At 52.1% G+C, this 24,845-nt stretch carries 22 protein-coding genes and 1 pseudogene; 9 read left to right on the top strand and 14 right to left on the bottom strand.

What is annotated here, in order from left to right:
- Positions 1-1,536 (bottom strand): L-arabinose ABC transporter ATP-binding protein AraG, encoded by a 1,536-nt coding sequence (gene araG, locus P8H26_RS10675; RefSeq protein ID WP_289632974.1) that lies wholly within the window; start codon positions 1,534-1,536, stop codon positions 1-3.
- A gap of 102 nt (positions 1,537-1,638) precedes the next feature.
- On the bottom strand, positions 1,639-2,640 hold the full coding sequence (locus P8H26_RS10670) for an arabinose ABC transporter substrate-binding protein (RefSeq protein WP_289632973.1): 1,002 nt from the start codon (positions 2,638-2,640) through the stop codon (positions 1,639-1,641).
- 244 nt (positions 2,641-2,884) lie between these two features.
- On the opposite strand from P8H26_RS10670, the gene P8H26_RS10665 reads away from it, so the two are divergent.
- Entirely contained in the window at positions 2,885-3,610 is a 726-nt protein-coding gene (locus P8H26_RS10665; protein ID WP_289633116.1) for a FadR/GntR family transcriptional regulator, read from the top strand.
- A 62-nt stretch (positions 3,611-3,672) separates the two neighbouring features.
- Here P8H26_RS10665 and P8H26_RS10660 read toward each other — a convergent pair whose 3' ends face one another.
- Entirely contained in the window at positions 3,673-4,434 is a 762-nt protein-coding gene (locus P8H26_RS10660) for a gamma-glutamyl-gamma-aminobutyrate hydrolase family protein (RefSeq protein WP_289632972.1), read from the bottom strand.
- 381 nt (positions 4,435-4,815) lie between these two features.
- Between P8H26_RS10660 and P8H26_RS10655 the strand changes: the two genes are divergently transcribed.
- Positions 4,816-5,070, top strand: coding sequence for a YjhX family toxin (locus P8H26_RS10655; protein WP_116088990.1), 255 nt, complete (start codon positions 4,816-4,818; stop codon positions 5,068-5,070).
- A gap of 56 nt (positions 5,071-5,126) precedes the next feature.
- Here the strand turns inward: P8H26_RS10655 and P8H26_RS10650 are convergent, their stop codons facing one another.
- The 6 genes from P8H26_RS10650 to lysA all read right to left on the bottom strand — a co-directional run bounded on the left by P8H26_RS10650 (position 5,127) and on the right by lysA (position 10,731).
- The gene (locus tag P8H26_RS10650; protein ID WP_289632971.1) at positions 5,127-5,816 is read right to left on the bottom strand and encodes an amino acid ABC transporter permease; all 690 of its coding nucleotides are present in this window, start codon (positions 5,814-5,816) and stop codon (positions 5,127-5,129) included.
- 1 nt (position 5,817) lies between these two features.
- A complete protein-coding gene (locus P8H26_RS10645; protein ID WP_289632968.1) occupies positions 5,818-6,516 on the bottom strand; it encodes an amino acid ABC transporter permease in 699 nt (232 codons plus the stop codon).
- Between the two features lie 106 nt (positions 6,517-6,622).
- Entirely contained in the window at positions 6,623-7,432 is an 810-nt protein-coding gene (locus P8H26_RS10640; RefSeq protein WP_289632967.1) for an ABC transporter substrate-binding protein, read from the bottom strand.
- A 244-nt stretch (positions 7,433-7,676) separates the two neighbouring features.
- Positions 7,677-8,423, bottom strand: coding sequence for an amino acid ABC transporter ATP-binding protein (locus P8H26_RS10635; protein ID WP_289632965.1), 747 nt, complete (start codon positions 8,421-8,423; stop codon positions 7,677-7,679).
- Between the two features lie 62 nt (positions 8,424-8,485).
- The gene (dapF, locus tag P8H26_RS10630) at positions 8,486-9,373 is read right to left on the bottom strand and encodes a diaminopimelate epimerase (protein WP_289632964.1); all 888 of its coding nucleotides are present in this window, start codon (positions 9,371-9,373) and stop codon (positions 8,486-8,488) included.
- Between the two features lie 80 nt (positions 9,374-9,453).
- Positions 9,454-10,731, bottom strand: a complete 1,278-nt coding sequence (gene lysA / locus P8H26_RS10625; RefSeq protein ID WP_289632963.1) for a diaminopimelate decarboxylase — start codon at positions 10,729-10,731, stop codon at positions 9,454-9,456.
- Between the two features lie 169 nt (positions 10,732-10,900).
- Here lysA and P8H26_RS10620 point away from each other — a divergent pair, with 169 nt between their 5' ends.
- Together P8H26_RS10620 and P8H26_RS10615 are read left to right on the top strand one after the other, a co-directional pair.
- On the top strand, positions 10,901-11,824 hold the full coding sequence (locus P8H26_RS10620) for a LysR substrate-binding domain-containing protein (protein ID WP_289632962.1): 924 nt from the start codon (positions 10,901-10,903) through the stop codon (positions 11,822-11,824).
- Between the two features lie 147 nt (positions 11,825-11,971).
- Positions 11,972-13,132 (top strand): aminotransferase, encoded by a 1,161-nt coding sequence (locus tag P8H26_RS10615; protein WP_289632960.1) that lies wholly within the window; start codon positions 11,972-11,974, stop codon positions 13,130-13,132.
- Positions 13,133-13,138: 6 nt separating this feature from the next.
- Here P8H26_RS10615 and P8H26_RS10610 read toward each other — a convergent pair whose 3' ends face one another.
- Complete coding sequence (locus tag P8H26_RS10610) at positions 13,139-13,744, bottom strand: CDP-alcohol phosphatidyltransferase family protein (protein ID WP_289632959.1); 606 nt, start codon at positions 13,742-13,744, stop codon at positions 13,139-13,141.
- A 215-nt stretch (positions 13,745-13,959) separates the two neighbouring features.
- On the opposite strand from P8H26_RS10610, the gene P8H26_RS10605 reads away from it, so the two are divergent.
- The 4 genes from P8H26_RS10605 (at position 13,960) to P8H26_RS10590 (ending at position 18,709) form a co-directional block, all read left to right on the top strand.
- Positions 13,960-15,735 carry a bifunctional alpha/beta hydrolase/class I SAM-dependent methyltransferase gene (locus P8H26_RS10605; RefSeq protein WP_289632957.1) on the top strand — a complete coding sequence of 592 codons (1,776 nt, stop codon included), beginning with the start codon at positions 13,960-13,962 and terminating at the stop codon, positions 15,733-15,735.
- On the top strand, positions 15,735-17,021 hold the full coding sequence (locus P8H26_RS10600; RefSeq protein ID WP_289632956.1) for a phosphatase PAP2/dual specificity phosphatase family protein: 1,287 nt from the start codon (positions 15,735-15,737) through the stop codon (positions 17,019-17,021). The genes P8H26_RS10605 and P8H26_RS10600 overlap by 1 nt, the downstream gene beginning before the upstream one ends.
- Before the next feature lie 100 nt (positions 17,022-17,121).
- A complete protein-coding gene (locus P8H26_RS10595; protein WP_289632955.1) occupies positions 17,122-17,784 on the top strand; it encodes a 1-acyl-sn-glycerol-3-phosphate acyltransferase in 663 nt (220 codons plus the stop codon).
- Entirely contained in the window at positions 17,777-18,709 is a 933-nt protein-coding gene (locus P8H26_RS10590) for a phosphatidate cytidylyltransferase (RefSeq protein WP_289632954.1), read from the top strand. Before P8H26_RS10595 ends, P8H26_RS10590 begins: the two co-directional genes overlap by 8 nt.
- On the opposite strand, the gene P8H26_RS10585 is transcribed toward P8H26_RS10590, so the two are convergent.
- The 4 genes from P8H26_RS10585 to P8H26_RS10570 form a co-directional block, all read right to left on the bottom strand.
- Complete coding sequence (locus tag P8H26_RS10585) at positions 18,710-19,534, bottom strand: helix-turn-helix domain-containing protein (RefSeq protein WP_289632953.1); 825 nt, start codon at positions 19,532-19,534, stop codon at positions 18,710-18,712.
- A 10-nt stretch (positions 19,535-19,544) separates the two neighbouring features.
- Positions 19,545-19,940 (bottom strand): hypothetical protein, encoded by a 396-nt coding sequence (locus P8H26_RS10580; protein ID WP_289632952.1) that lies wholly within the window; start codon positions 19,938-19,940, stop codon positions 19,545-19,547.
- 188 nt (positions 19,941-20,128) lie between these two features.
- On the bottom strand, positions 20,129-21,757 hold the full coding sequence (locus P8H26_RS10575) for an MFS transporter (protein ID WP_289632951.1): 1,629 nt from the start codon (positions 21,755-21,757) through the stop codon (positions 20,129-20,131).
- A gap of 252 nt (positions 21,758-22,009) precedes the next feature.
- Positions 22,010-24,205, bottom strand: a complete 2,196-nt coding sequence (locus tag P8H26_RS10570) for a TonB-dependent receptor domain-containing protein (protein WP_289632950.1) — start codon at positions 24,203-24,205, stop codon at positions 22,010-22,012.
- A 291-nt stretch (positions 24,206-24,496) separates the two neighbouring features.
- Here P8H26_RS10570 and P8H26_RS10565 point away from each other — a divergent pair.
- A pseudogene (locus P8H26_RS10565) lies at positions 24,497-24,845 on the top strand (GNAT family N-acetyltransferase); the annotation flags it as partial.

The raw sequence follows: 24,845 nt of genomic DNA, 5'->3' as shown, positions 1-24,845 counted from the left end.
TCAGGATACCTTTTGTAATGATCCGGCTGCCGCTTCAGCGACGGTCTTATCCGGTAGTGCCGCCGTGAGAATGGCGCGGTCATTAAAATCAGCACGATCAAATCCGGCGGCAATCCGCCCTTCGCACATCACCATAATCCGGTCTGAAATTCCCATGACTTCGGGCAGTTCGCTGGAGATCACCACAATCGCCATGCCGTTTTCAGCAAGCTGATAAAGAATTTCATAAATCTCTGCCTTGGCACCCACATCAATACCGCGCGTCGGCTCGTCAATAATCAGCACCTTGATATTTTGCTCGGCAAGCCAGCGGCCGAGAATAACCTTCTGCTGGTTGCCGCCGGAGAGATTGACGATATTCTGTTTGCGCGACGGCGTACGCACCCGCAATTTTCCGATATAGGTTTCAGCCAGTTCCGCCTCTTTTTTCGGGCGGATCAAGCCAAACGGGGAAAAATGTCTGCGGGCAGAAATAGCGATATTTTCTTCAATCGAACGCCCCTGAACAATACCGTCAAATTTACGGTCTTCAGGACAAAGGACGATACCCGCACGGATAGAACTGCGCGGATCATCAGCCTTCACAACCTTACCATCAACATACACCGTACCAGTGCGTCGTTGATCAGCTCCGTAAATCAGGCGGCTCATCTCCGAACGTCCGGCGCCGATCAGGCCAAAAAAGCCCAGAATTTCACCGGCACGCACCTCAAAATTCACAGGCACCGGCAATTTGCTGCCGCTGAGATTTTCGACCTTCAGCAATGTGTTTTTACTGATGTCGCGCCCGCGCCAGCCCCAGATATTATTGATCTCCCGTCCCACCATTTCAGAGATAATCTGGTCGCGGGTGACCTTCTCCAGACTGGGATGATGGGCAGCCAGTTTACCGTCACGCAGCACAGTCAGACTGTCACACAGCTGAAAAATCTCATCCAGACGATGCGAGATATAAAGAATGATTTTGCCCTCAGCCTTCAAACGGCCGATCAGGCGGAACAGGATTTCACTTTCGCGCGATGACAAAGAAGACGTCGGCTCGTCGAGCGCGATGATACGTGCATCCAGCATCACGGCTTTGGCGATTTCCACCATCTGCCGCTCACCGATTGAAAGCTGTGCAACCTTGGTGGCAGGGTCGATATCAATGCCGATCATCTGCAATTTTTCGCCGACAGCACTTACCAGCGCTTTAAAACTGATAATACCCGCTTTGGCAGGAAAGCGCCCGAGCCACAGATTTTCCGCAACACTCAGTTCCGGTACCAGTTGCAGTTCCTGATGGATAACGATCACACCGGCATGAAAAGCATCGCGCACGGATGCATATTTCTGCACCACACCATCAATGATAATCTCGCCGCTATTCGCCTGCTGATCGCCGGAAAGAACACGGATAAGCGTGGATTTACCCGCACCGTTTTCTCCCATCACCCCATGAACAGCGCCCTTGGCAACGCCGAATGAAACATCAGTCAGCGCCTTAACACCGGGATAGAACTTTGAAATATTTTTAAACGTCAGATAATCTGTCATGCCGCATCCGTTTTCTGAGCAGCCGCATGTATTGCAGCGGCGCTTTGAAAAAAGGCCGGAATTTATGAAAGATTCCGGCCTGAATTGCTTAGAACAATCTGATTATTCGATGCCGAGTTCTTTACGAACCTCTGCGTAAGTATCACGCAAGGCAAGCTGGCCTGATGTCAGGGTTAGCTTTTCCGGTTCTTTGCCATCAGCCAGCCATGAATACATATTCATCGCTGTTTCATAACCGTGACGCTTCGGAGAAATGATGACTGTGCCGTAGAAGCCGGTCGGGCTTGGTTTTTTAAACTCATTGATGGCGGATTCCGCACCACCAATACCAACCGCCACAACATTCTCAGACGGAATACCAACACTTTCCGTTGCACGTACTGCACCGAGCACGGACTCATCATTGAGGCCAACGGCAACCCAATATTTGATATCCGCATTCTTGTTGAGAACAACAGTAGATGCATTCAGCGCGGCTTCAGTATCGGTTTTTGCCTGCGGTGCCGCAAAAATATTGGCTTCCGGCAATCCGTTTTCTTTCAGGACCGAAAGCGCGCCTTCAACACGGTCAACGGCAGTCGGCAACTGGTCATAGGAAACACGGATTGCACCGACGTTTTTCCAGTCCCAGCCACGTTTTTTGACTTCTTCGCTGATCGCACGGCCAACTTCTTCACCAATCTTGGTGGCAGAGATGCCCATATGCACAACATCTTCCAGCGGCTTGCCATCAGCGCCGACAAGACGGTCATCAACAGTCATCAGTTTCAGACCATTGGCCTCGGCCTTGGCAATAATTCCAGGTCCGAGCTTTACGTCCGGCGTACAGATAATCACACCGGTAGCGCCCTGCGCTGCGAGATTATCCAGCGCGGATTGCACCTTCTCGCCGTCTTCCGCACCGATTTTGACCAGAGTGAAACCTTTTTCCTTTGCCGCTACATCGGCAAATTTCCACTCATCCTGAAACCATGGTTCTTCCGGCTGCTTTACAACAAAGCCGATTTTCACATCCGCCGCATAGGCCGCAGATGATCCTGCAACAGCCGCAATAGCTGCTCCTGTCATGATTCCGGCCAAAGCGGCCGCCTTCAAAATACGCATATCTTTCCTCCCACAGAATAATGCGATCTCCTCAATCATTGCGAGGCTAAAACAAATCATCATACCAGTCAATCCATCTTGTATGATGATTTAAAATTGTTCATTATACAAAAATAATAACACCGAGCCTTGCAGCAAATACCCTGCAAACCCTATGACTATTGACGGAATAAGGTTTGTTTAAAATCCTGTACCCTAGCAGATCGTCTAACCGATCAGGAACGAAAGAAGAGCCGTGACCGAAATGTCTGAGCAGAGCCTGCATGCCCCTTCCCGCCCAACGCGGCCAAGGGTACAAAAAAGCATCACTGCGACGCTCGCCGCTGACATTCTCAACGGCCGCTTCAAGCCGGGCTCAATGCTGCCCCGCGAAAATGATTTGTGTGAAGAATATGGTGTCAGCCGCACGGTCATCCGCGAAACGATCAAAACGCTGGAGTCCAAAGGGCTGGTGCGCGGCAAGCCTCGTATCGGCACAGTTGTGTGCGAACAAGACGACTGGAACCTGCTCGACCAGCAGGTGCTGGATTGGCTGGGGCCGCGTATCGTCGATCTGGATTTACTGCTCTGCGTTCTGGAAGCCCGTCGTGCGATTGAGCCGGTAGCCGCAGAACTGGCAACCCAGCGCGCATCCGCTATGGATATTGCAGCTCTGGAACTCGCGTGGAACCGGATGAATGAGGCAGGTGGCGATATTGAAGCCTTTACGCAAGGCGATGTCGATTTTCACATTGCCTTACTGCGGGCAAGCCATAATCAGGTTTTCCGTCAGCTTTGCGGTATTATAGAAGCGGCACTGCGCTATACGCTCTACACCTCCAATGATGCTGTCGCTAGCCGCGAAGAAGCAATCAACGAGCATCAGGAACTCATCGAAGCCATACGCCTGCGCGATAAGGAACGCGCCCGTAAAAGCTCACATAAAATGCTGGATCTTGCCGCGCGTGATCTCGGCATGAATGGCCGGTAAATTCAACATTTAAAACTGCCCGTGCCGCAAAACACGGGCAGGCTCATTACAACGTCCGGTAATTATGAACGGTTGTGATAGGCTTCAGCCGCCGCGCAAAATGCTGAAAGCAAATGAATATCCCCTTCAGTCTGCTTATATTCCGGATGCCATTGCACACCAATGGCAAAGCTCTTTTGTGTGTGTTCAATCGCCTCGATAATTCCATCTTCAGCCAATGCAGTTACACGCATCGGCGCTTTAACCGTGCGCACCGACTGATGATGAGAGCTGTTCACATGCTGGCTTGTGGTTCCCACCACGCCAGCCAGTCTGCTGTCTGGCTCAATCGCTACGGGATGCGTGGCCCATGACCGGCCACCTGCATTCTCAGTATTTTTAGAAACTGAGTGCTCCAATGCATCCTGCACTTCGTCAGGAATATGCTGTACTAATGTGCCGCCAGCCAGAACGGCCAGCAGCTGATGACCACCGCAAATACCCAACACCGGCATATCGCGCTCCAGCGCTCCGCGCAAAACGGCTGCTTCAAATGTCGTACGCGCGGGCTTCAACCGGATTGTATCTGTGCGGGCTTCTTCGCCAAACATCGCTGGCGGCACATCAAAAGCACCGCCGGTCACAACCAGCCCGTCAATCATATCCAGATAGGTTTCTGCCAGCTCTGCCAGATGCGGCAGAGCGACCGGCGCAGCACCCACTTCTTCAAGACAGGACATATAATTCTGCCGGATGGCATACCAGGGAGAGTCCGAAAATCCGCCGCCCTCTTCGCTGTCGAGTGTGACCCCGATGACCGGACGGAATATATTTTTCTGTGTCATAGTACTGTACTTCTGCCATGATTTCTGGAGTGCCTGCACACGAATGAATACGTCCTGCCAAGCGAACACAAGCGCTATTATCATCTGGCTTCATGCATTTTAGCGATAAGCATGTTTTTGCCGGAACAGGCTGTTCGCAATCTTGTTTTCCGCACATTTCGGCAGTATATCTCCTCCTGTTGTTCAAAGGAGATTTATGCGCAGCTAACCCATCGTTGACCCTCTGCTTAAGCAGAACCGCCTGTGACTGAAACAGGCTTGCAACGGCTTGCGCCAAATCTTTCTCCTTATCAGGACAATTCCCATGACTACCCGGATTCTGCTGCCACGCATTGGCGGTTTCTGCGCGCTGTTCTTCCGTTTAAAACGACGGAGACAGCCATGAATATCTCTCGTTTTGAACGCCGTATTCTCGACATGCTCGCCAAAGGCGGCCGTATCGAACCGGAAAAAGATGGCAGCGGCAAAATCATAGATGTCGATTTCATCTCCCGCGAGGGTTGGTTTCTTGATGGCACCGATTTACAAACCTTCAAGAAACTGCGCGCCAAACGGCTGATCGCCTCGTTTAACGGCAGTGCTTACCGCATTTCCAAACAAGGTATTCAGAGCCTGCAAATCGCCCGCAATGCATAAACAAAGAAGCGCAGCATCGTGGATGCTGCGCTTCTTTTATTTTTAATCCAAGTTTATCAATCCAGTGACAAGCGCTGTGAACCGCTGATCTTGTTTTCCGCCCATTTGGAAAATTTAAGGATTGGATAACAATAGACGAAATAAACCAGCGCAATCAGCCCGTAGATAAACAACACATCGCGCGGGAAACGCAGCATCGACACTTCACCCTGACGGGTCAGTTCGGCAATCCCGATCACCGAGAGAATAGCCGTGCTCTTGATGATAATCACATAGACAGAGCTCATCGGCGCAATGGTCAATTTTAACGCCTGAGGCAAAATCACATGCCACAATTTTTGCAGTTGGCTCATGCCCACTGCAGTTGCAGCTTCCCACTGACCGCGCGGCACGGCATCAATCGCACTGCACACAATTTCAGCCACATAGCAGGATGTATAGAGCGACAGCGCCACAAAAGCTGCTGTGCTGGAATCCCAGCTCAACCATTCAATCCCTGTATTCGGCAGCACGAAATAGAAAACATAGAGCTGCACCAGAAAGGGTGTGCCGCGCAAAATATGCACATAGCCGCCGAAGAGCTGTGTCAAAACTGGGATGCGATAACTGCGGATAATCCCGATCACCGTGCCGATGATCGATCCCGCCAGAATAGCCACCAGCGAAACCGTAAAGGTCTCTTTGAACCCCTGCCAGAGAAACGGCATCACCGAGACTGTAAGCTTCCAATAATATTCAAACATCATATCAGCCTTTCGCAGCCCAGGCAGGACCTGCCAGCTTCTTCTTCACCTGATGCGAAAGGAACAGCATCACACAATAAATAGCGAGATATCCGGCAGCGATCGTCAGGAAGCTCTCATTCGGACGCACGCGCTCGCTGTTGAGCAACAACCCCGCACTGGTAAATTCAAATACAGTGATCAGCGACAGCAGCGATGTATCTTTAATCAGCACGGCAGTCTGGCCGAGCACCGGCGGGATCACATTGGCAAAAGCCTGCGGCAGCACAATATGGATCAGCCGCTGCCCGTAACTCATGCCCACAGCCTTGGCAGCCTCAACCTGTCCGCGCGGTACAGAGCCGATACCGGTACGGATAATCTCGGACATATAGGGTGTACAATTAATTACCAGCGCCGCAATACCCAGCCACATTTCCGGCCATTTGGCAGTGAACGGCAGCAGAACCGGCAGACCGAAATAGACCAGATAAATCTGCACCAGCAACGGCGTTGAGCGGATGAAGGTCACATAGGCCTGAATGAAATGGCGCAGCACCTTCCATTGCGTGAACATGATAATGGCCATGATCGTGCCAAGCACAAAAGACAGCACAAAGCTCACACCTGTTGCAATCAGCGTATTGCCCAAGCCCTCAGCGAACCGGTCAAGATATTGCGCAACAATGCGGTAATTAAAATAGTCGAGAATGAATGATGACATTATCTGGTCCCGAATATTTCACGCGGGCGTATATTCTGCCTCAGCGTAAAATACTTAAACAGTAAGGCTCCTGCCCGCCCGAATGGCAGGCAGGAGATGGCTTCTGTTACTTGTGGTCTTTTTCCCACTCGGTGGTATTCCACCAGTAGTTGACCATCTGATCGAGACGCTTGTCAGAGGTGATCAGTTCAACATAATTGTCGAGCCAGAACTTCAGATGCGCTTCATCAGGGCGCACGGCAAAGGCCAGCGGGTTTTTGACAATAATGCCATCAAGAATTTTCAGGTTACCGAACTCATTAACGAAATTGGTGACGTTACCGAGATCGGAAACCGTCGCATCAATACGACCGGCAGACAATGCCTGTGCCACGGCAGCAGTACCGCCGGTGAACTCTTTCAGCGTTGCTTTCGGCATGAACTTCTTGATGGCTTCACTGTAGGAACTGGCCTGTGTGGAGCCGATATTCAGACCTTCCTGATTAAGGTCTTCCCATTTGGCCAGAGGTGAATCATTCTTCACCACCGCAACGGTTTCTTCGTAGAACATCGGGCGGGAGAACAGCAGCTGCGCCGCACGCTGCGGGGTTGGCGTCATGTCAGCGGCAATCATGTCCACTTTGCCTGCCAGCAATGCCGGAATAAGACCCTTCCAGTCATAATCCTGAAACACGACTTTAACGCCGAGATCTTCACCCATCATGCGGGCAAGTTCTACGGCCAGACCGGTTTGCTTGCCGTCTTTATTGATGAAGCTAACCGGCGCACCCTGCGTCTGCACGGCAACGCGCAGTTCACCGCGCTTCAGAATTTCTTCCATAATATCCGCCTTGGCGGTATTTACAGTCCCCGCTGAAAGCGCAGCAACGCCTGCCAGCATACCGATGGAAAGAGCGATCTTTTTCAGAAGTTTCATAATGTTCTCCTCGTTATTATATGGATTTACCCTTGTTTACGGGCATTCATTTCCGTTGTAGTTCAACAGGCGTCTCCCACGCCTGCACACTCCCCTTAAGAGTGGTTCCAGTTAAGACTGAATTGTTGGAACCACTCTATCTCTTTGTTTTTACGCATTATCCAACGCATCGAAGCGGGTAAAGAAATCAGTCCAGCGAATTGATTTCCTCGCGAAGGCGCTTCACACTTTTGCTGGAAATGCTCTAAAGCACCTGTTCGAGAAAATGCTGTGTACGCTTATGAGCCGGCTTGGAAAACAGCACATCCGGCGTTCCGGTTTCGACAATCTGCCCTTCATCCATGAAGATCACACGGTCAGCCACCTCACGGGCAAAGCCCATTTCGTGGGTTACAACCACCATCGTCATGCCGGATTTTGCCAGTTCTTTCATCAGATCGAGAATGCCGCCAACCATTTCAGGATCGAGCGCCGAGGTTGCCTCATCAAACAACATCACTTTCGGGTTCATCGCTAATGCACGGGCAATGGCCACACGCTGCTGCTGACCGCCGGAAAGCTGGCTCGGATAATGGCCTGCACGTTCCGCAATGCCCACACGCGCCAGCATATCCTGCGCAATTTTCAGCGCTTCCACCTTGGAGCGTTTCAGCACCACAGTCTGCGGCAGAACCACATTTTCCAGCGCTGTTTTATGCTGAAACAAATTGAAATGCTGGAACACCATGCCGATTTCAGACCGCGCATGATTAAGATTGGTTTTGGGATCGGAAATCGCCAGATTATTGACGGTGATCGCACCGCTATCAATGGCTTCCAGTGCATTGAGCGTGCGCAGCAAAGTGCTTTTACCGGAGCCGGAAGGGCCGATAATCACCAGAACCTCCCCCTTCTCTACGGAGAAAGAAACATCGCCTAATGCACGGTGAGCCTTGCCGTTGCTGGTCGCAGGATAGGTCTTACTGACATGCTCAACTGATATAAAAGTCATTACTTCCCCTCTATAACGCTGTCTCTTACGGACAGTTTTGCGTTATCCTTATTGAATTCTGTTTATGCTTCGTCAGGCAGAAATCCGTAAAATGCGACAGCAACATCCCCTGTCAGGATAATTGTATCATCAGCACATAACTCGACCTGTAAAGCCCCGCCCGGCATTAAAACACGGAATTTTTTCTGATTTGTGCGTCCGCTGCGTACCGCCGCAACCGCCGCTGCGCAGGCGCCGCTGCCACAGGCCTCCGTGAGAATACCCGGACGCTCATAAACCACCAGTTTCAGCCGCGCCTCGTCACCTTCAGACGGTAGCAATTCAGCCACACCAATATTGGCCTGCTCCGGCAGATAAGTGCTATTTTGCACCACAGCGGCCTCAACCGGCACATCGACGGCATCAAAATCCGGCACAAAATAAACCAGATGCGGATTGCCCATACTGACAGCAAAAGGCTCAGACAACGGGCCGTGGTTCAAGCGCCCCTCATGGCTCGCAAGTGGTCCCGCCAGCGGAATAGCCTGCCAGTCTGTGACAGCAGGCGCCAGATACAGGCTGATACGCGGCCTGCCATTTTCAGCTGCCGCCATACGAGCTTCAATCAGCCCACCGAGTGTTTCTAAAATTACGGAATTTTTGCCTGCTTCCTGCATCCAGAGAAAAGCAGCACAACGGCTGGCATTAAAACAGGCCGGAGCCTCCACACCATCCACATTATAGATGCGCATCCGCACATCAGCGCGGGTATTTTGCGGCATTTCCAGAACCAGCAACTGATCACCACCCACACCGCGATGGCGATCACAAATCTGCGTAATCATTGCCGCCTGCGGCCGGAAAGACTTTTCCCGACCGTCAACCAGCACAAAGTCATTCCCCAATCCGTGGGTTTTGACGAAGAAAATTCCTGCTGCGCCTGTTTGCGCCGCTTCGGAATATGGCCGCATATTTCCCCTCCTCTTCGGGCTACTTTAGCAGCAGCCTCAGGAAACGGCCTCCCAACCGTTCCCTTTATGCTAGCCGGATCTTAAAGATCTCGTTCCAGCAAAAGTGCATCTTCTACCGTCCACTGACGGCGAACCAGTCTGAATGTATCGCCCTCAACCAGCACTTCCTGAATAAGCGGACGCGCATTATAGGTCGAAGACATTGTTGCACCATAGGCACCGGCAACGCCGAGCATCACCAGGTCGCCGCGCTCCAGCGCAGGCAAACGGTCGAATTCGCCGAATGTATCCGAGCTTTCGCAAACAGGGCCAACCAGATTAACCGGCAGGGTTTCCGCATCTGCTGCCGGTTCACGCACCGGCCAGACCGGATGCACGGCATCATAAAGTGCCGGACGCATCAGATCATTCATCGCTGCATCAACAATGGAGAATTTGGAATTGCCCTGATTTTTGCCATAGAGAACTTTGGTCACCAGCGCACCGGCTTCGGCAATAATGAAGCGACCCGGCTCCATGGTCAGTTCGCAATCAATGTCACCGAGTGTATCGCGGATTGTCTGCGCATAGGCATCGACGTCAATACCGGCCGAACCGTCATAGGACACACCGAGGCCACCGCCGAGATCAAGGCGGGAAATGCTCAGGCCTTTGGCACGGATTGCGGCTGTCAGCTGTGCCAGACGTTCAAAAGTCTGGCGATATGGCGTCACATCGGTAATCTGCGAACCGATATGAACAGCAATACCAACCACATTGATTTCTTCGCGAGCAGAGGCGGCCGCATAGGTATTCACCGCATCGGCATAGGCAATGCCGAATTTATTCTTGCTGGTGCCGGTGGTAATTTTCGGATGGGTCAGCGCATCCACATCAGGGTTGATACGCAGCACCACGGTTGCCACTTTGCCAAGCTGGCGGGCAACGCGGGAAATCGCATCCAGTTCTTCGATGGATTCAATATTCAGCTGATGCACACCGGCATTGAGTGCTGCAGCGATTTCCTCATCGGTTTTACCAACGCCGGAGAAGACGATTTTATCCGCAGGGGAACCGGCCGCCAATGCGCGATGCATCTCACCGCCGGAAACAATATCCATGCCGCAGCCTTCACCGACCAGCAAAGACAACAGCGACAGGTTATTATTGGCTTTCACCGCATAGCAGATCTGCACATTGAGTCCGCTCAGCGCAGCGCGCAATTTAGCAACACGTTCACGCACAGCAGCAGCCGAATAGACATAAAACGGCGTGCCGTATTTTTCTGCAATTGCAGAAACAGCAACATTTTCAACGCTTAAAGCCCCGTTTTTATAATCGAAATGCGCAACATGCGGACGTGAGAACTCAGTGGCCATTCTACCCTCAAACACTCGAGGCGGAGGATCACACAAGACACACCGCTTCATCATTACTTACATCAAGCTATCAGACATCCATCCGCGGTCAAATTCATAATAATCTCTTTATTATTCATTTTCGATATGCTTAATACTGGAACGGTCTTGCTGCCAAAGGGGAGATTTTATGCGTCTGACACACCGCCAGCTGGAAATTTTTCAATCGCTGATGCACACCCACAATGTAACTGAAACGGCAGACCATCTCGGCTCCTCGCAGCCAACCATCAGCCGCGAGCTGAAAGATCTGGAAGCGACACTCGGCTTCGCACTGTTTCACCGTGATAACCGTCGTCTGAAACCCACCCAGCAGGCTGCAGCGCTCAATGTGATTGTGCAGCGCTCGTTTGTGAGCATTGAAGAAATTGCCCGTACTGCCCGTGCTATCCGTGGAGACAATCTTCAGCGCGTTGCTGTCGCCTGTCTGCCTGCCTATGCCCATGCGCTTATTCCGCAGGCTACCAAACTGTTCCTCAATGAGCATCCGCAAGCTTCTGTCAAAATTCACTCACTGGAAGAAAGCGCCCTCACCCGTGATCTGCTCAGTAAATTCTTTGATGTCGGCATGGTGGAAGGCAATATTACGCTCAGCGCCTCGGCAACGCGTGAGCTCTATACCGGTGATCTCCTGTGCATCATGCCTGCCGGTCATCCGCTTGCGGATTATGACAGTCTCGATATTGAGCAATTCTCCGGCCACAACTTCATTTATTATTCAGATGAGGATTATTATCGCCGCCAGGTCGATCAATGGTTCAGCAATGCGGGTATCAATCGCAAGCTCATGATTGAAGCCACCACCGCATCCTCCATCGGCTCGCTTGTTGCGGCTGGTATCGGTATATCGGTTATCAACCCGCTCAGCGCATTGGCGTTTGAGGGGCAAAATCTGCTGATCCGCCCGATCCGCCATTCCATCCCTTATTATGTGAATGTCTGGCAGCCGGAAGATATCCGTCGCGGGGCACTTGGTGCAGAATTTGTACAATCCATTGTCAGTGCGGTTGACGAGCGTGTTGAGGCACTGAGACAGCGTAATCTGTGCGCCTGAGATATCACCATCAGAGAATAATATTTTCAAAGATATGCAAGCACGGCAAACACATACCCATCAGCGTGGGTTTTCCTGTATCAGTCTGCTTTTCTCTTTAAAAACACAACTCTATAGTACAGCAAGTTTACTTGCAGGGGGGATATCATGGTCAATCCGGTTTTCGCAGCATCCGGCATATCTGTTTTTGAAATCATGTCGAGACTGGCCGCAGAAACCGGTGCCATTAATCTCGGGCAGGGTTTTCCGGAAGGGCTGGAGCCGCAGGAACTGATTGCCGCTGCAACGGATGCACTGCAAAACGGTTCCCATCAATATCCGCCAATGCTTGGCCTGCTAGCTTTACGTAAAGCTGTGGCCGACAATGCCCGCCGGTTCTTCAATATTGATGCAGATTGGGAAACCGAAATTCTCGTCACTTCCGGTGCCACAGAAGCACTGGCTGACAGTTTCTTTGCGCTGATTAATTCCGGCGATGAAGTGATTGTGCTGGAACCGGCCTATGATTCCTACAGTCCGGTGATCCGCCGTGCCGGTGGCGTGGTTGTGCCGGTGCGGCTTGCACCGCCCCATTGGGAACTGCCGTTACAAGCGCTAAGCGATGCGATTACCCCGCGCACGCGTATGATCGTTGTGAATAATCCGATGAACCCGATCGGCAAAGTTTTTACCCGCGAAGAACTGAATTTCATCGCGGAACTGGCTGTGAAACATAACCTCTTCATCATTGCCGATGAAGTTTATGAACATCTGACCTTTGATGACAACAAACATATTTCGCTGTTTTCACTGCCGGAAATCCGCGACCGCGTGGTGCGGATCGGCTCGGCGGGTAAAAGCTTTTCGCTCACCGGCTGGAAGGTTGGCTATATCACTGCTGATGCGCAATTGCTGAAAGTGATCTCCCGCGTCCATCAATATATGACCTTCACCACGCCACCTGCTCTGCAAGCAGCTGTAGCGGTCGGCCTCAATCTGCCGGACAGTTATTTCACGGGCTTGCGGGAAGAACTGGCCAGACGTCGTGATTATCTCGATGCCGGTTTGCGTGAAGCCGGTTTTAACATCGCCACTGCACCTGCCACTTATTTCGCAGTTGCTGATATCAGTGCTCTCGACAAAGATGGCGATGATCTGGCCTTCAGCCAGCGCCTCACCCGCGAGGCCGGTGTCACACCGGTGCCAGTATCGTCCTTCTATTCAGAGCGCAATATCACCAGCCATGTGCGTTTTTGCTTTGCCAAAAAACTCGACACGCTGGAGACTGCCATTAGCCGACTGCGTGACTGGCGTGAGAAACAGGGCTGACCAATCTCAGCCCTTTGCAGCCTCTGCTAAACCTCTGCGAATACGATTGAAAATCGTCCACAATAACAGGGCGATCAACACTGGCTGCAACCAGACCATCCACTCTGGCAAAAAGCCGTCAACGGCCAGCCAGCCGCCGAGAATACCGAACAATAAAGCACGATCACTCTTGCCCATCGGCCCGTCATAGCGCCGCGATGCCCCGACACTCAGACCCAGCAATCCGGCAAATTCGGTGAGTAATGCCAGCACAATAATCAGCCCTATCCAATGCGGCTGAAATGGCGCAACCCACAGAAACGGCATGAACAGTGCAATATCCGAAACCAGATCGCCAAGCTCGTTGAGATAAGCTCCCAAAGCGCTTTGCTGGTTAAATTCGCGCGCCAGCATCCCGTCTATCGCATTCATCGCCATGCGAATGAACAGCCATACGGGGATGAGCCAAAACCATACTTTATTTTCAGCAATTACCAGCCATGAACCGACGACGACAGAGATCAGCATCGCCGCAATAGTCACCTGATTGGCGGTCACACCCCATTGTGCCAATCGGCTGACCATCGGGCGCAATAAATCCTGAAAACGGCTCTTAAGCTGATAAACAGACACGGTATAACTCTTTGCAAAATCATTTTTCTTAAACATCGTTTAGTCTAAAAGACTTACAATAAACAGCATAACAACATCTAGAGTGGTTCCGGCTTAAACGGAATCATTGGAACCACTCTAAATCTTTGTGTTGTCGCATTATCCTACGCAAAACCGCTACGCACTTTTGCTGGAAATGCTCTATATTCTTGTATCGCCATATGAAAGACAGGCCTATGACTTCGGTAAAACGCGATTGCACTGAGCGGCATTTTATCAGCCATGACCGGCAGGAAATCTTTTTCCGCTACTGGCCAGCTTTGAGTGAAAAGCCGGAAGGCGCCATCATTCTGTTGCATCGCGGGCATGAACATAGCGGCCGTGTTGCCCATATTGTCGAAGAACTCGGGCTGGATAATTACAGCTTCTACGCGTGGGATGCCCGCGGTCACGGCCTAACCCAAGGGCAACGCGGCTATTCGCCGTCTTTTGCAACCACGGTGCGCGACCTCGATTGCTTTGCCCGTCATATCACCGCGACAGACGGTTTCGCTTTACAGGATATGGCACTGATTGCGCAAAGTGTCGGCGCAGTTATTGGTGCCACATGGGTGCATGATTATGCGCCGCCGATCCGTGCGATGGTACTGGCAGCACCGGCTTTTGATGTTAAGCTCTATGTGCCGCTGGCCAAAGAAGGCATCTGGCTCTGGCAAAAGCTCAAAGGCACATTCTTCGTCAATTCCTATGTCAAAGCCCGTTTTCTCACCCATGACAAAGAGCGCATTGCATCTTTTGAAAACGATCCGCTGATTACCCGCCCGATTGCATCCAATGTGCTGCTGGAACTCTATGAGAATGCTGACCGTATTGTGCGTGATGCCCGCGCCATCACCACGCCGACACAGGTACTGATTTCCGGTCGTGACTGGGTAGTGCGTGATACGCCGCAACATCGTTTCTACGAAAATCTCGCGGGTCTCGTTAAAGAACGTCATGTGCTCAAAGGTTTCTATCACGACACATTGGGCGAGCGTGATCGTGCACTGGCTTTTGCCAAAATCCGGCCTTTCATTGAGCAGCAATTTGCCAAGGCTCCGCCACAAAGCTCACTGCTCGATGCGCATATTCAGGGTTTTACCCGCGATGAGGCAGACCGTCTGGCCACACCTTTGTCAATCACCAGCCCGCGCGGGGCTTATTGGGGTATGACCCGTGCTTCTATCCGTATCGGCGGGCTGTTTTCGGAAGGGTTGAAAACCGGCATCCGCACCGGTTTCGATTCCGGTTCCACGCTCGATTATGTCTATCGCAACGAGGTGAAGGGCTTAGGCTGGGGTGGCCGCTACACCGATAAAACCTTCCTCAATGCTATTGGTTGGCGCGGCATCCGCCAGCGTAAAGCTCATCTGGAAGAACTGATCCGGCAGGCTGTAACCCGTTTGCAGGACGACGGTAAACCGGCACGCATTCTCGATATTGCCGCCGGTCATGGACGCTATGTACTGGATGCACTCACCACCAAGGATGATGAAATTGCCTCGGTACGCTTGCAGGATTACTCACCGATCAATGTGCTGGCCGGTCGCCAGTTGATCGCGGAACGCAATCTCTCAGGCAAAGCCGAGTTCCATGAAGGCGATGCATTTGACACCAAAGCTCTCGCTGCTCTTGGCACAGACGCAGATACAGCACCCAATCTCACTATTGTTTCCGGCCTTTATGAGTTGTTTGCCGACAATGACCAGATCGCGCAATCGCTTGAAGGGCTGGCACAGGCAGTGAAGAGCGGTGGCTATCTGATCTATACAAACCAGCCTTGGCATCCGCAGCTGGAGATGATCGCCCGCGCCCTCACTTCGCATCGTGGCGGACAGGCATGGGTGATGCGCCGCCGCACGCAGAATGAAATGGATCAGTTAGTGGAGGCCGCAGGCTTCCGCAAGATTGAACAACGTATCGACCAATGGGGCATTTTCACCGTATCGCTGGCGCAGCGTATCGAGCAATAATGCAGCGCCAAACCGAGAAAACAGATCCGGCATTGTTAAAGCGGGGCGTGCTGTGTTTGCTCCTGCTTGCCCCGCTATTTTATGCAACTTACGGTTTGGCGAATTGGCTGGCATCGCAGCGTGTTGCAGTGCCGGAGATTGTCTTTGACTGGGAAAAGCAAATCCCGTTCTGGGGCTGGACGATCATCCCCTATTGGTCGCTCAATCTGTTTTACGTTGTCGCGGTTTTGGTCAGCACCAGCAAACAAGAGCAAAACCGGCTGATCGGCCGTTACCTCACGGCGCAATGCATTGCCTTTGTCTGTTTCATCGCTTTTCCGCTGACCATCACATGGGGAAAACCTGTAACAGCAGGTCTTTCCGGCTGGCTGTTCACCATGCTCGGAAATTTCGACCAGCCGTATAATCAGGCACCTTCGCTGCATATTGCACTGGCAATCATCATCTGGGATCATCTACGTGACAGACTACCCGCACCTTGGCGCATGATCTGGCATGGCTGGTGCCTGCTGATCGGCCTGTCTGTTCTGACCACTTGGCAGCATCATTTCATTGATGTTCCGGCCGGTGCTTTTCTCGGCCTGTTTGCTCTGTGGCTGTTTCCACGTGAAGGTGTTTCACCCTGGCAGAATTACCGCTTCACCCGTGATCCCAAGTCCCGCAAGTTCATGCGTATCTACGGTGCTGCCGGTCTTACGCTACTTGCACTCACATTCACGGGCGAGCATCCGGCAATTCTGCTCCTGCTCTGGCCTGCACTGGCCTTGCTGATGCTGAGTTTTGGCTATAGCGGCGGCGGTGCAAAAATCTTTCAAAAGCGCCCTGACGGCTCTGTCAGCCTCGCTTCCTTTTGGCTCTTTTTACCGCTGCGCATTTTTTTCAGGCTTAACCGTATCGCATGGACATGGCGCGAACCGTCAGCGGTTAAAATTACTGAGGAACTCTATCTCGGACGTTTTCCGAAACGCTCAGAAACACAAAATTATTCCTGCATCATTGATATGACTGCGGAGTGTATCGCACCACGCCATATCACACCCCGCTGGCAGGCTTTTCCGCTGATGGATCTTGCAAAGCCGGAGCCTGCAACCATGCAGGCCGCAGTCATGGCAATGCATAATGCGCCGCGTCCGACACTGATCTGTTGTGCCTTGGGCTATCAGCGCAGTGCCAATCTCATTGCCCGCTGGCTGGTCGAAAGCGGCCATGTGGCGGACAGTCAGCAGGCTGAGGAGCTGATCCGCAAAACCGGCAGACCGGTGCGTCTTTATCCGGATCATCAATAAAACAGCGTAATTCACGCAAATAAGAAATGATTGCGGAAAGTGCTTTTATTCTGTTACTTGCTGAATTTAATGTGAAGCAAAATAAAAACGACTGTTCTTCATGGCCGATCCGGACTCGCATTCAGTATTACAGATTTTCTCCGGCATGGTTCTGGCCTTTTTCTCCCGCGCCATTACCGGCGTGCGTCCGATCTGGAGCGGCACAGTCCCGTCCCGCAAACAACGCATTTACTTCGCCAACCACACCAGCCATGGCGACTTCATCCTGTTATCCTCCTCACTGCCAATGGGTGAGCGGGCAAGAACTCGTGCTGTTGCCGGAGCAGATTACTGGAACAGCAACCGCCTGCGCCGTTTCATTGCCACGCGGCTGCTCGGCACAGTGCTGGTGGAACGCAACTGGATTGAGCGCAATGAAGACCCGTTGCTGGTGATGCTACGTGCGATTGACAGCGGCCAATCGCTGATCTTTTTCCCTGAAGGCACCCGCAATATGACAGACGATCCGCTGTTGCGTTTTCGCGCCGGTCTCTATCATCTCGCCAAAGCCCGTCCCGATGTGGAACTGGTGCCCTGCTGGATTGAAAATATGTCCCGTGTTTTACCAAAAGGCACGTTTCTGCCGGTGCCGCTGTTATGCCGTGTGATTTTCGGTGCACCACTGCAAGTGCAACCGGATGAAGAGCGCAAAACCTTCCTGCACCGTGCGCAATCAGCCTTGCTGACACTCAATCCCCATTCTGACGGAGATCATCGTGACTGAAGAAACCAATCTTCTGCTGAGCGGGTTGATCGTGTTGTTATCTGTGGCAAGCCTTGCTGCCGCATTGATCAGCTGGCGCAGTGCCAAACCACTGCCCTCCACACTCAGCAACATCAATGCACGCATTCGTGCGTGGTGGATCATGATTGCCGCGATCAGCATCGCTTTTCTGTTTGGCAAGACCGGCGTGGTTATTCTGTTCGGGCTGGTCTCTTTCGCAGCGCTTCGGGAATATGTGACTCTGACCCATACCCATCGCAGTGACCACTGGCTGCTGCTCGGTGCCTTCCTCATTGTCATTCCGGTGCAGTATTATCTGGTCTGGGTGGAATGGTACGGGCTCTATTCCATCTTCATTCCGGTCTATGTGTTTCTGGCTATGTCAGTGCTCACAGCGCTTTGGGGTAATACCAGCCGGTTTCTGGAACGTATTTCCGAGCAGCAATGGGGCATTATGCTCTCGGTCTATTGCATCAGCCATGTGCCTGCTCTCGCCACATTGCATATTGAGGGTTTCGAAGGCCGGCAAATGCTGCTGATCGCCTTTCTGATTGCTGTGGTTCAAGGCTGCGATGTGCTGCAATATATCTTCGGCAAATTATTCGGCAAACACCGCATCTCGCCGAAAGTCTCCCCGTCCAAAACATGGGAAGGGCTGATCGGCGGCGTGGCCAGCGCGTCTCTGCTCGGCGCTGCACTCTCATGGCTCGCCCCCTTTTCCCCGCTACAGGCAGGCGGCCTTGCAGCCATTGCCTGTATTATGGGTTTCTTCGGCGGCCTTGTCGCTTCAGCGATCAAACGCGACCGCGGTGTTAAAGACTGGGGACATATGATTGAAGGTCATGGCGGCATGATGGATCGTGCCGACAGTCTGGTTTTTGCAGCTCCTGTGTTCTTCCACCTGATCCGCTATTTCTGGACGTAATTAATGTATAGCAGCGCCGCGAAACAGGTTCCATGACGAGCGTCGCTCGGCCAAAAAACGCCCCGGTGGTGTGCCGACCGCTTTGCGAAACATGGTGACAAAAGCACCGGCACTCTCATAGCCCAAATCAAAAGCCACCGACTGGATTGACCGCCCCTGTGTCAGCAATTGCACGCCGGTTATCACATGCAATTGCCGTCGCCAGCGCCCGACGCTCATGCCTGTTTCATGGCTGAACAACCGGCTCAGGCTGCGCTCGCTCATGCCAATACGATGTGCCCATTCTTCCAGTGTCGCATGGCTTGCCGGATCATCCAGCAAAATATCGGTCAGTTTTCGCAGGCGCATATCCGCCGGTATCGGCAGATGCAGTTGCTCCAATGGCGCGGCGACCAGCTCATCCAGCAGCACACCGATGAGCCTGCCCTCTGCGCCCTCTTCGTCATAATCAGGCTCAAAGCCTGCAGCTTTTTCCAGCAGGCTCTGCAGCAAAGGCGACACGGAAACGCTGCAACAATTCTCCGGCAGACCAGCAACCACATCCGGCTCGACAAACAGGCCGAAACCACGCGCCTCACCGGAGCTTCTGGCCTTGTGCGGCAACCCGCCCGGTATCCACACTGCGCATTGCGGCGGCACCACCCACACACCATGATCGGTCTCAACCGTCACCACACCGCTGGCACTGAATAAGAGCTGCGCTTTGCGATGGGAATGGCGCGGAAACTCCCAACCATCAACAACCATCGATAATCCCATGACAACCACCGGACGGTCGATCTGATCCGGCAGGCTATAGTCTGGAAAATCCGTCGTGAAAAACATAAAACCACCGTTACTCTGACGACATTTCCAGCAATTGACGCGCCTCCTGCACAGCCTCATCAAGACTTGCAGTGACAATCATCGGATGCCCCCAGAACTTACCGTAAATGACCGAAAAAGCTTTCGCCGCCAAACGTTTTACCGTACTCGCTTCGACATAATACATCGCCTTTGCATAATCGCGTAACTCGGCTTTGTGCTGTTTCATCCACACTGCAACAGCGCGACGGTCAGCAACATTCTCGTTCGGATCCTTGTCAAAATCCGCGCCGCCACCCAAAAACACGAATGCCTGTTTGCGTTGCAAACATTGCTCAAGAACCTGCAAGGTCTCCTCAATCGTCTGATTGCCCGCACCGGAATAATCCATCCGCACCAGCGGAAAATCCTGAATATCAATCTGCATATCAGCCTCATAAACTATACGCCTGTTATCGACGTTAAAATATGAGATAATTAGTATAGTTTTATCATGCTGGCGTCATTCTGTCATGGTGCCATAAAATATTTCATTCCGGCCAGAATATGGTTGCCAATAAAAAACGCCGGTCTGACAATCAGACCGGCGTTTTAAATTTCCGACAGAAGCACCAATCAGGTGATTTCAATGTGCGGTTTCAAAGGCATATCGTCATGCAAAGGCACAGTCTGACGCTCAATCATACGATGCACCCGCGGTTTCTCAGGCCCTTTATGCAGCGACAGCAATCTCTCTGAAACTTCCGCATCCGCATAAGTGCGGCGCTGATTATGACGCACATATTCCACCCATGTTGGTACATGATAGGTTTCTGTCCAGATATCCGGATTTTCCAGATCGCGCAGCAGCGCCCATTGCTTTGCACCATCACGGATACGGATGCGGCGGCGTGCAGCCATCGCCTCCAGAAACGCATGAACATTATGATGCTCAATATGATAATCCACCATCACCATAATCGGGCCGCTGCGGGAGCGGATATCCAGACGCAATTGCGGCTCGGAGAACGAATTGAGCGGATCAAGATTGAGCTTGTCGAATTCAGGGAGTTTAAACACCAGCCCGACCAGCGCACCGCCGACCAGTGTGAGGGCTGCAACGCTCAGCGCGGTTTCAGGGCCATAGCCATCGGCCACCGAGCCCCAGAGCCAGCTGCCCGCTGCCATGCCGCCAAATGTGGCAGTCTGATAAAGCGCCAATGCACGCCCCACCACCCAGCGCGGTGTGGACAATTGCACGGTCACATTGAACAGCGACAAAGCCAGCACCCATGATGCACCGGCAGGCAGCAATAACAGGCAGCTCAAAATAACTGAATGACTGTAGGATAGCAGATAGACGCTGATACCAAAGGCAATGAATGCACCGCGCACAATGGTTTCATTGGCGAATTTCTCACGCAATTCACCGGATGTAAATGCACCGGCAATCGCACCAAGGCCGAATGCGCCGAGCATAATACCGTAAGTCAGCGCCGTACCCTGCACCAGATCACGGGCGACCAGCGGCAGCAGCGCCAGTACAACAATCGCAGACAGACCGAACAGGAAGCCCCGAAACATCACCTTGATAAGATTAGGCGACATGGACACATAGCGCAGACCGGCAGAAACGGCACGGCCGAATGTCTCACGCGGCAGCGCAGATTGTGTGACCTGCGGCTTCCAGCGCAAGAGCGCAATAATCAGCGGAATATAGCTGAAAGCATTGATGATAAAGGCAAAAGCAGCACCGGCAACAGCAACGATAAAACCACCAATAGCAGGGCCGATACTGCGCATGGCATTAAAGCTCATGCTGTTGAGTGCAACAGCGCCCGGCAAATCCGAGCGAGGCACGATATCGCCCATCGACGCTTGCCATGACGGGTTGTGCAAAGCACCGCCACAACCAATCAGAAAGGTGAAGCTCAGCAAAAGCCACGGTGTCAGCCAGCCCATATAGCCGAAGATTGCCAGCATCAGCGACACCAGCAGCATCATGAATTGGGCAATCAGCATGATACGGCGGCGGTCAAAATTATCGGCCAGAGCACCGGCAAACAGCGAGAAAAACATCACCGGCAAAGTGGTGGAGGCCTGTACCAGCGCCACCATATTGGAGGATTGCGCGATGGTGGTCATCATCCAGCCTGCACCAACGGTCTGGATCAGCCCCCCGAGGTTGGACGCAAGCGTTGCAGTCCATAAAGAGCGAAATGCTTTATGTTTAAACGGGGCTAAAGGGGAGACACTTTGCGACACCGCAGAATTTCCTATCCGAAGCAGATGCTCCATCATGCATGGTTCGGCATAATAATCACACTGAAAAAATCAAACAGCCAGTAAAATCAATGTGCAAGCTACAAACAAACCTTGATGCCCTAACATAGGCAACATTGAAAAAAGACGTACTGGGTATTTTGACGCAACTGTAAAATTTCTCCTCTGGCATAATAAAAAACCTGCCGGATATGTCCGGCAGGTTTGAGCAGGCAACACTAAAAAAGCAGGACTTCAGAATTTAGCGCTTGCGCCGAAAATAAAGCTGCGGCCCTTGCCTGAATACTCATCTTCACCCAGTGGCCCTGACACAGCCACGCGGTAATTTTTATTCGCCACATTCTCAACCGAGAAAAACAGTTCTGCATTTTCTTTGAGTTTATAAGAACCGTAGAGATCGTAGAGCATATAGCTCGGCAGTGCGAGTCTCTGGCCGTAGTCTATACCCGTACCGGCATAGCTGCTTTTTCCGAAATAGCGTGCCTGCGCGCCCAGCGTCAGTTTCTCATCAAACAGACGGATACCGGCATCAAGCGTGCCATACTGATCCGGCAGCATAAAGGCATCTCCCATGCCTTCGCCAATCGGCTGATCGGTCTTGGCATTGGTGTAAGAAACATTGGTATAGAAGAAGCCCAGATCATAACTGCCCTCAACTTCCCAGCCATACATTTTGGTAATGCCCGGACGATTGATCCACATGGCTGTAGGCCCGCGATTAGGTACATTCACAAAATCATTGACGACGAAATTCTCAATGGAATTGTGGAAGAAGCCGGTTTTGAGGCGGAATTTATCATCACTTCGCAGCAAGCCATTTTCTGTGAAATTCACACCGATATCCCAGCCTTTGCTGTATTCCGGTTCGAGATTGAGATTATTGGCTACACCGCTGCCAAGTCCCGTTCCGAATGGAACCCCTGAGAAAAACATTTCCTGCACCGTTGGCGGGCGGAAAGTATGCGAATAGGTCGCATAAAGCTCCAGCCCGTCATAAGGTTGCGCGGTCAGAGAAACTTTCGGCAGCCACTTGCCGCTGTTGCGCTCAATGTCTTTGTTACCGCAGGCCGCCCCGCCTGCCGGACAATCACCTGTACCGGCAGCATAAGGCGGCTGATAGCCTTCAACATTCCAGTGGTCATAACGCAACCCGCCGGTCAGCGTAAACATATTCCATGACAGGGTCGCATCGGTGAAACCGCTGGATTTTTGCAATGTGCCGGGAGGATTACCGCCGCGATAGGCGTTGATCTGATATTCATCATTGCCAAAAGAACCGCCGTAAAACAGTTTGAGCTGCACATCATCACTCAGCATTGTTCTGCTGGTGTTAGAAACATCAAATCCATAACCGCGATTATCTGTTTTGCGGCCGCGATAGCTGCCTCCCGTTGCGGCATAATCCATATTGGTGCGGTTGTAATAGGCATTCACCTTCAAATCGACCCAGTCATTATCATCCGGCGTATAGGCATAATTGGCCGTGTAGGACGCATTCTTCAGACCCTGCTCATAATTGGCATAGGTAAACCGGTTCTCATACCAGCGCGCCCCGAGTTTAAGATTGTGCTCTGAAGATGGAGCGATTTCAAATTTGAGCAGCCCGCCACCCGGTCGGTTGGTCGCATCACGCCCCTTATCAACATAAACGCCGTCACCATTTTTAAAGGTTCCGAAGGATGTGCGTGCGAAAGCACCGAGAATACTGACATTGCTGGATTTATCATCATTCAGATTAGCGCGTGCAGCACCCGCCAGCATGCCTGATCCTCGAAAACCGTTGGTTCCGGCTTTCCAGCGTGTCAGCACGCCGACATCACGACCCGGCAAAACAATATCGTCGAAATCAAGCGTGCGGAAATTGGCAGCGCCGCTCAATGTGCCCATTCCGGCCGCACCGCTGACAGCGCCTTTGCTCACATCAATACCGCCCAGCAATTCCGGCTGCACATAAAGCATTGAACCGCCCGATGAAGCATGACCGGCCACATTGCGGAATGTCTGCGGCACACCATCGATCATCGCATTGACACGACCAAAGCCGCTCATGCCGCGAATATTCACCTCAATGCCGGGCTGGTTTGATTGCTGGCGGGTAAAGACACCCGGTGTTGAGCGCAGAGCGGTCTGCGGGTTGCCGCCAAAACGCTCCTGCAATGCTGCGCCGCTTACTGAGCTGACCGGCGCCGGTGTGCGGTATACCCCGTCCCCTTGCACAAATGGTCCGTTCTGGCCGCCGCTGACCGTAATGGTTTTCAGTTGTGTCGCACTATCAGCCGCTTTATCCGGTGCTCTATCCTGTATGAGCGTCTCTCGCTCCTGCGCCACCGCTATACCGGCAGAAAACCCGAGACCAGCGAAACCCAAACCGGAAACACTCAAGATTGTACCGGCAAGTGATGCATGCAGATAGTGCCTGACAACAGACATAGTACCCCCTTTGGCAGGCGGACATAAACCGGCCTGCCATGACATTCATGACAAGTTTTGAAGAGACAGGATTTTAAAGAGCGAAATTCGCTCTTCCTAATGGGCAATATTAAACTTGATAAAAAGAGTCAAGTTTAACTTAACCCCAATTTCTTTTTCGTCAGGAACAAAGATAAAAAGACGTAAAGGGTTTTTCACGCCTGCTCTGGTCATAAACAGAGAAGAAAGCTACAGCTGTCAGGAGTGAAAAGAAGAATCCGGCCTCAATTAACAACGGGGACAATATTTGCCATGAGTGAAATCAGATTTTTAAAACAGGCAGATATGCCGGAGGTCACAAGACTTTTCCAGAAAATTTTCCGCAACAGCGCTCAGCAACCCTCTGATGCACTTTCAGCCTATTTGCAGCGGCTTTATATCGGCTTTGCAAATGAGCCCGAACCGGCATCAAAAGTGCTGATTAATGACAACGGGGACGTCACAGGTTTCATCGGCGTCAATTATTATAACTATATTCATGAGGGAAAGCCCCTCAAGACTGCCATTGCCGGTGCATTGATGGTTGATAATCACGAGCAGGATCCGCTGGGCGGCGCCAGATTGATGCGCAGCCTACTGGACGATCATTATGATTTGATCG

This window comes from Pseudochrobactrum sp. sp1633 (assembly GCF_030376605.1).
GTDB lineage: Bacteria > Pseudomonadota > Alphaproteobacteria > Rhizobiales > Rhizobiaceae > Pseudochrobactrum.
Note: the sequence above shows the minus strand (reverse complement) of the source record. Positions and strands in the feature narration are given on the sequence as shown.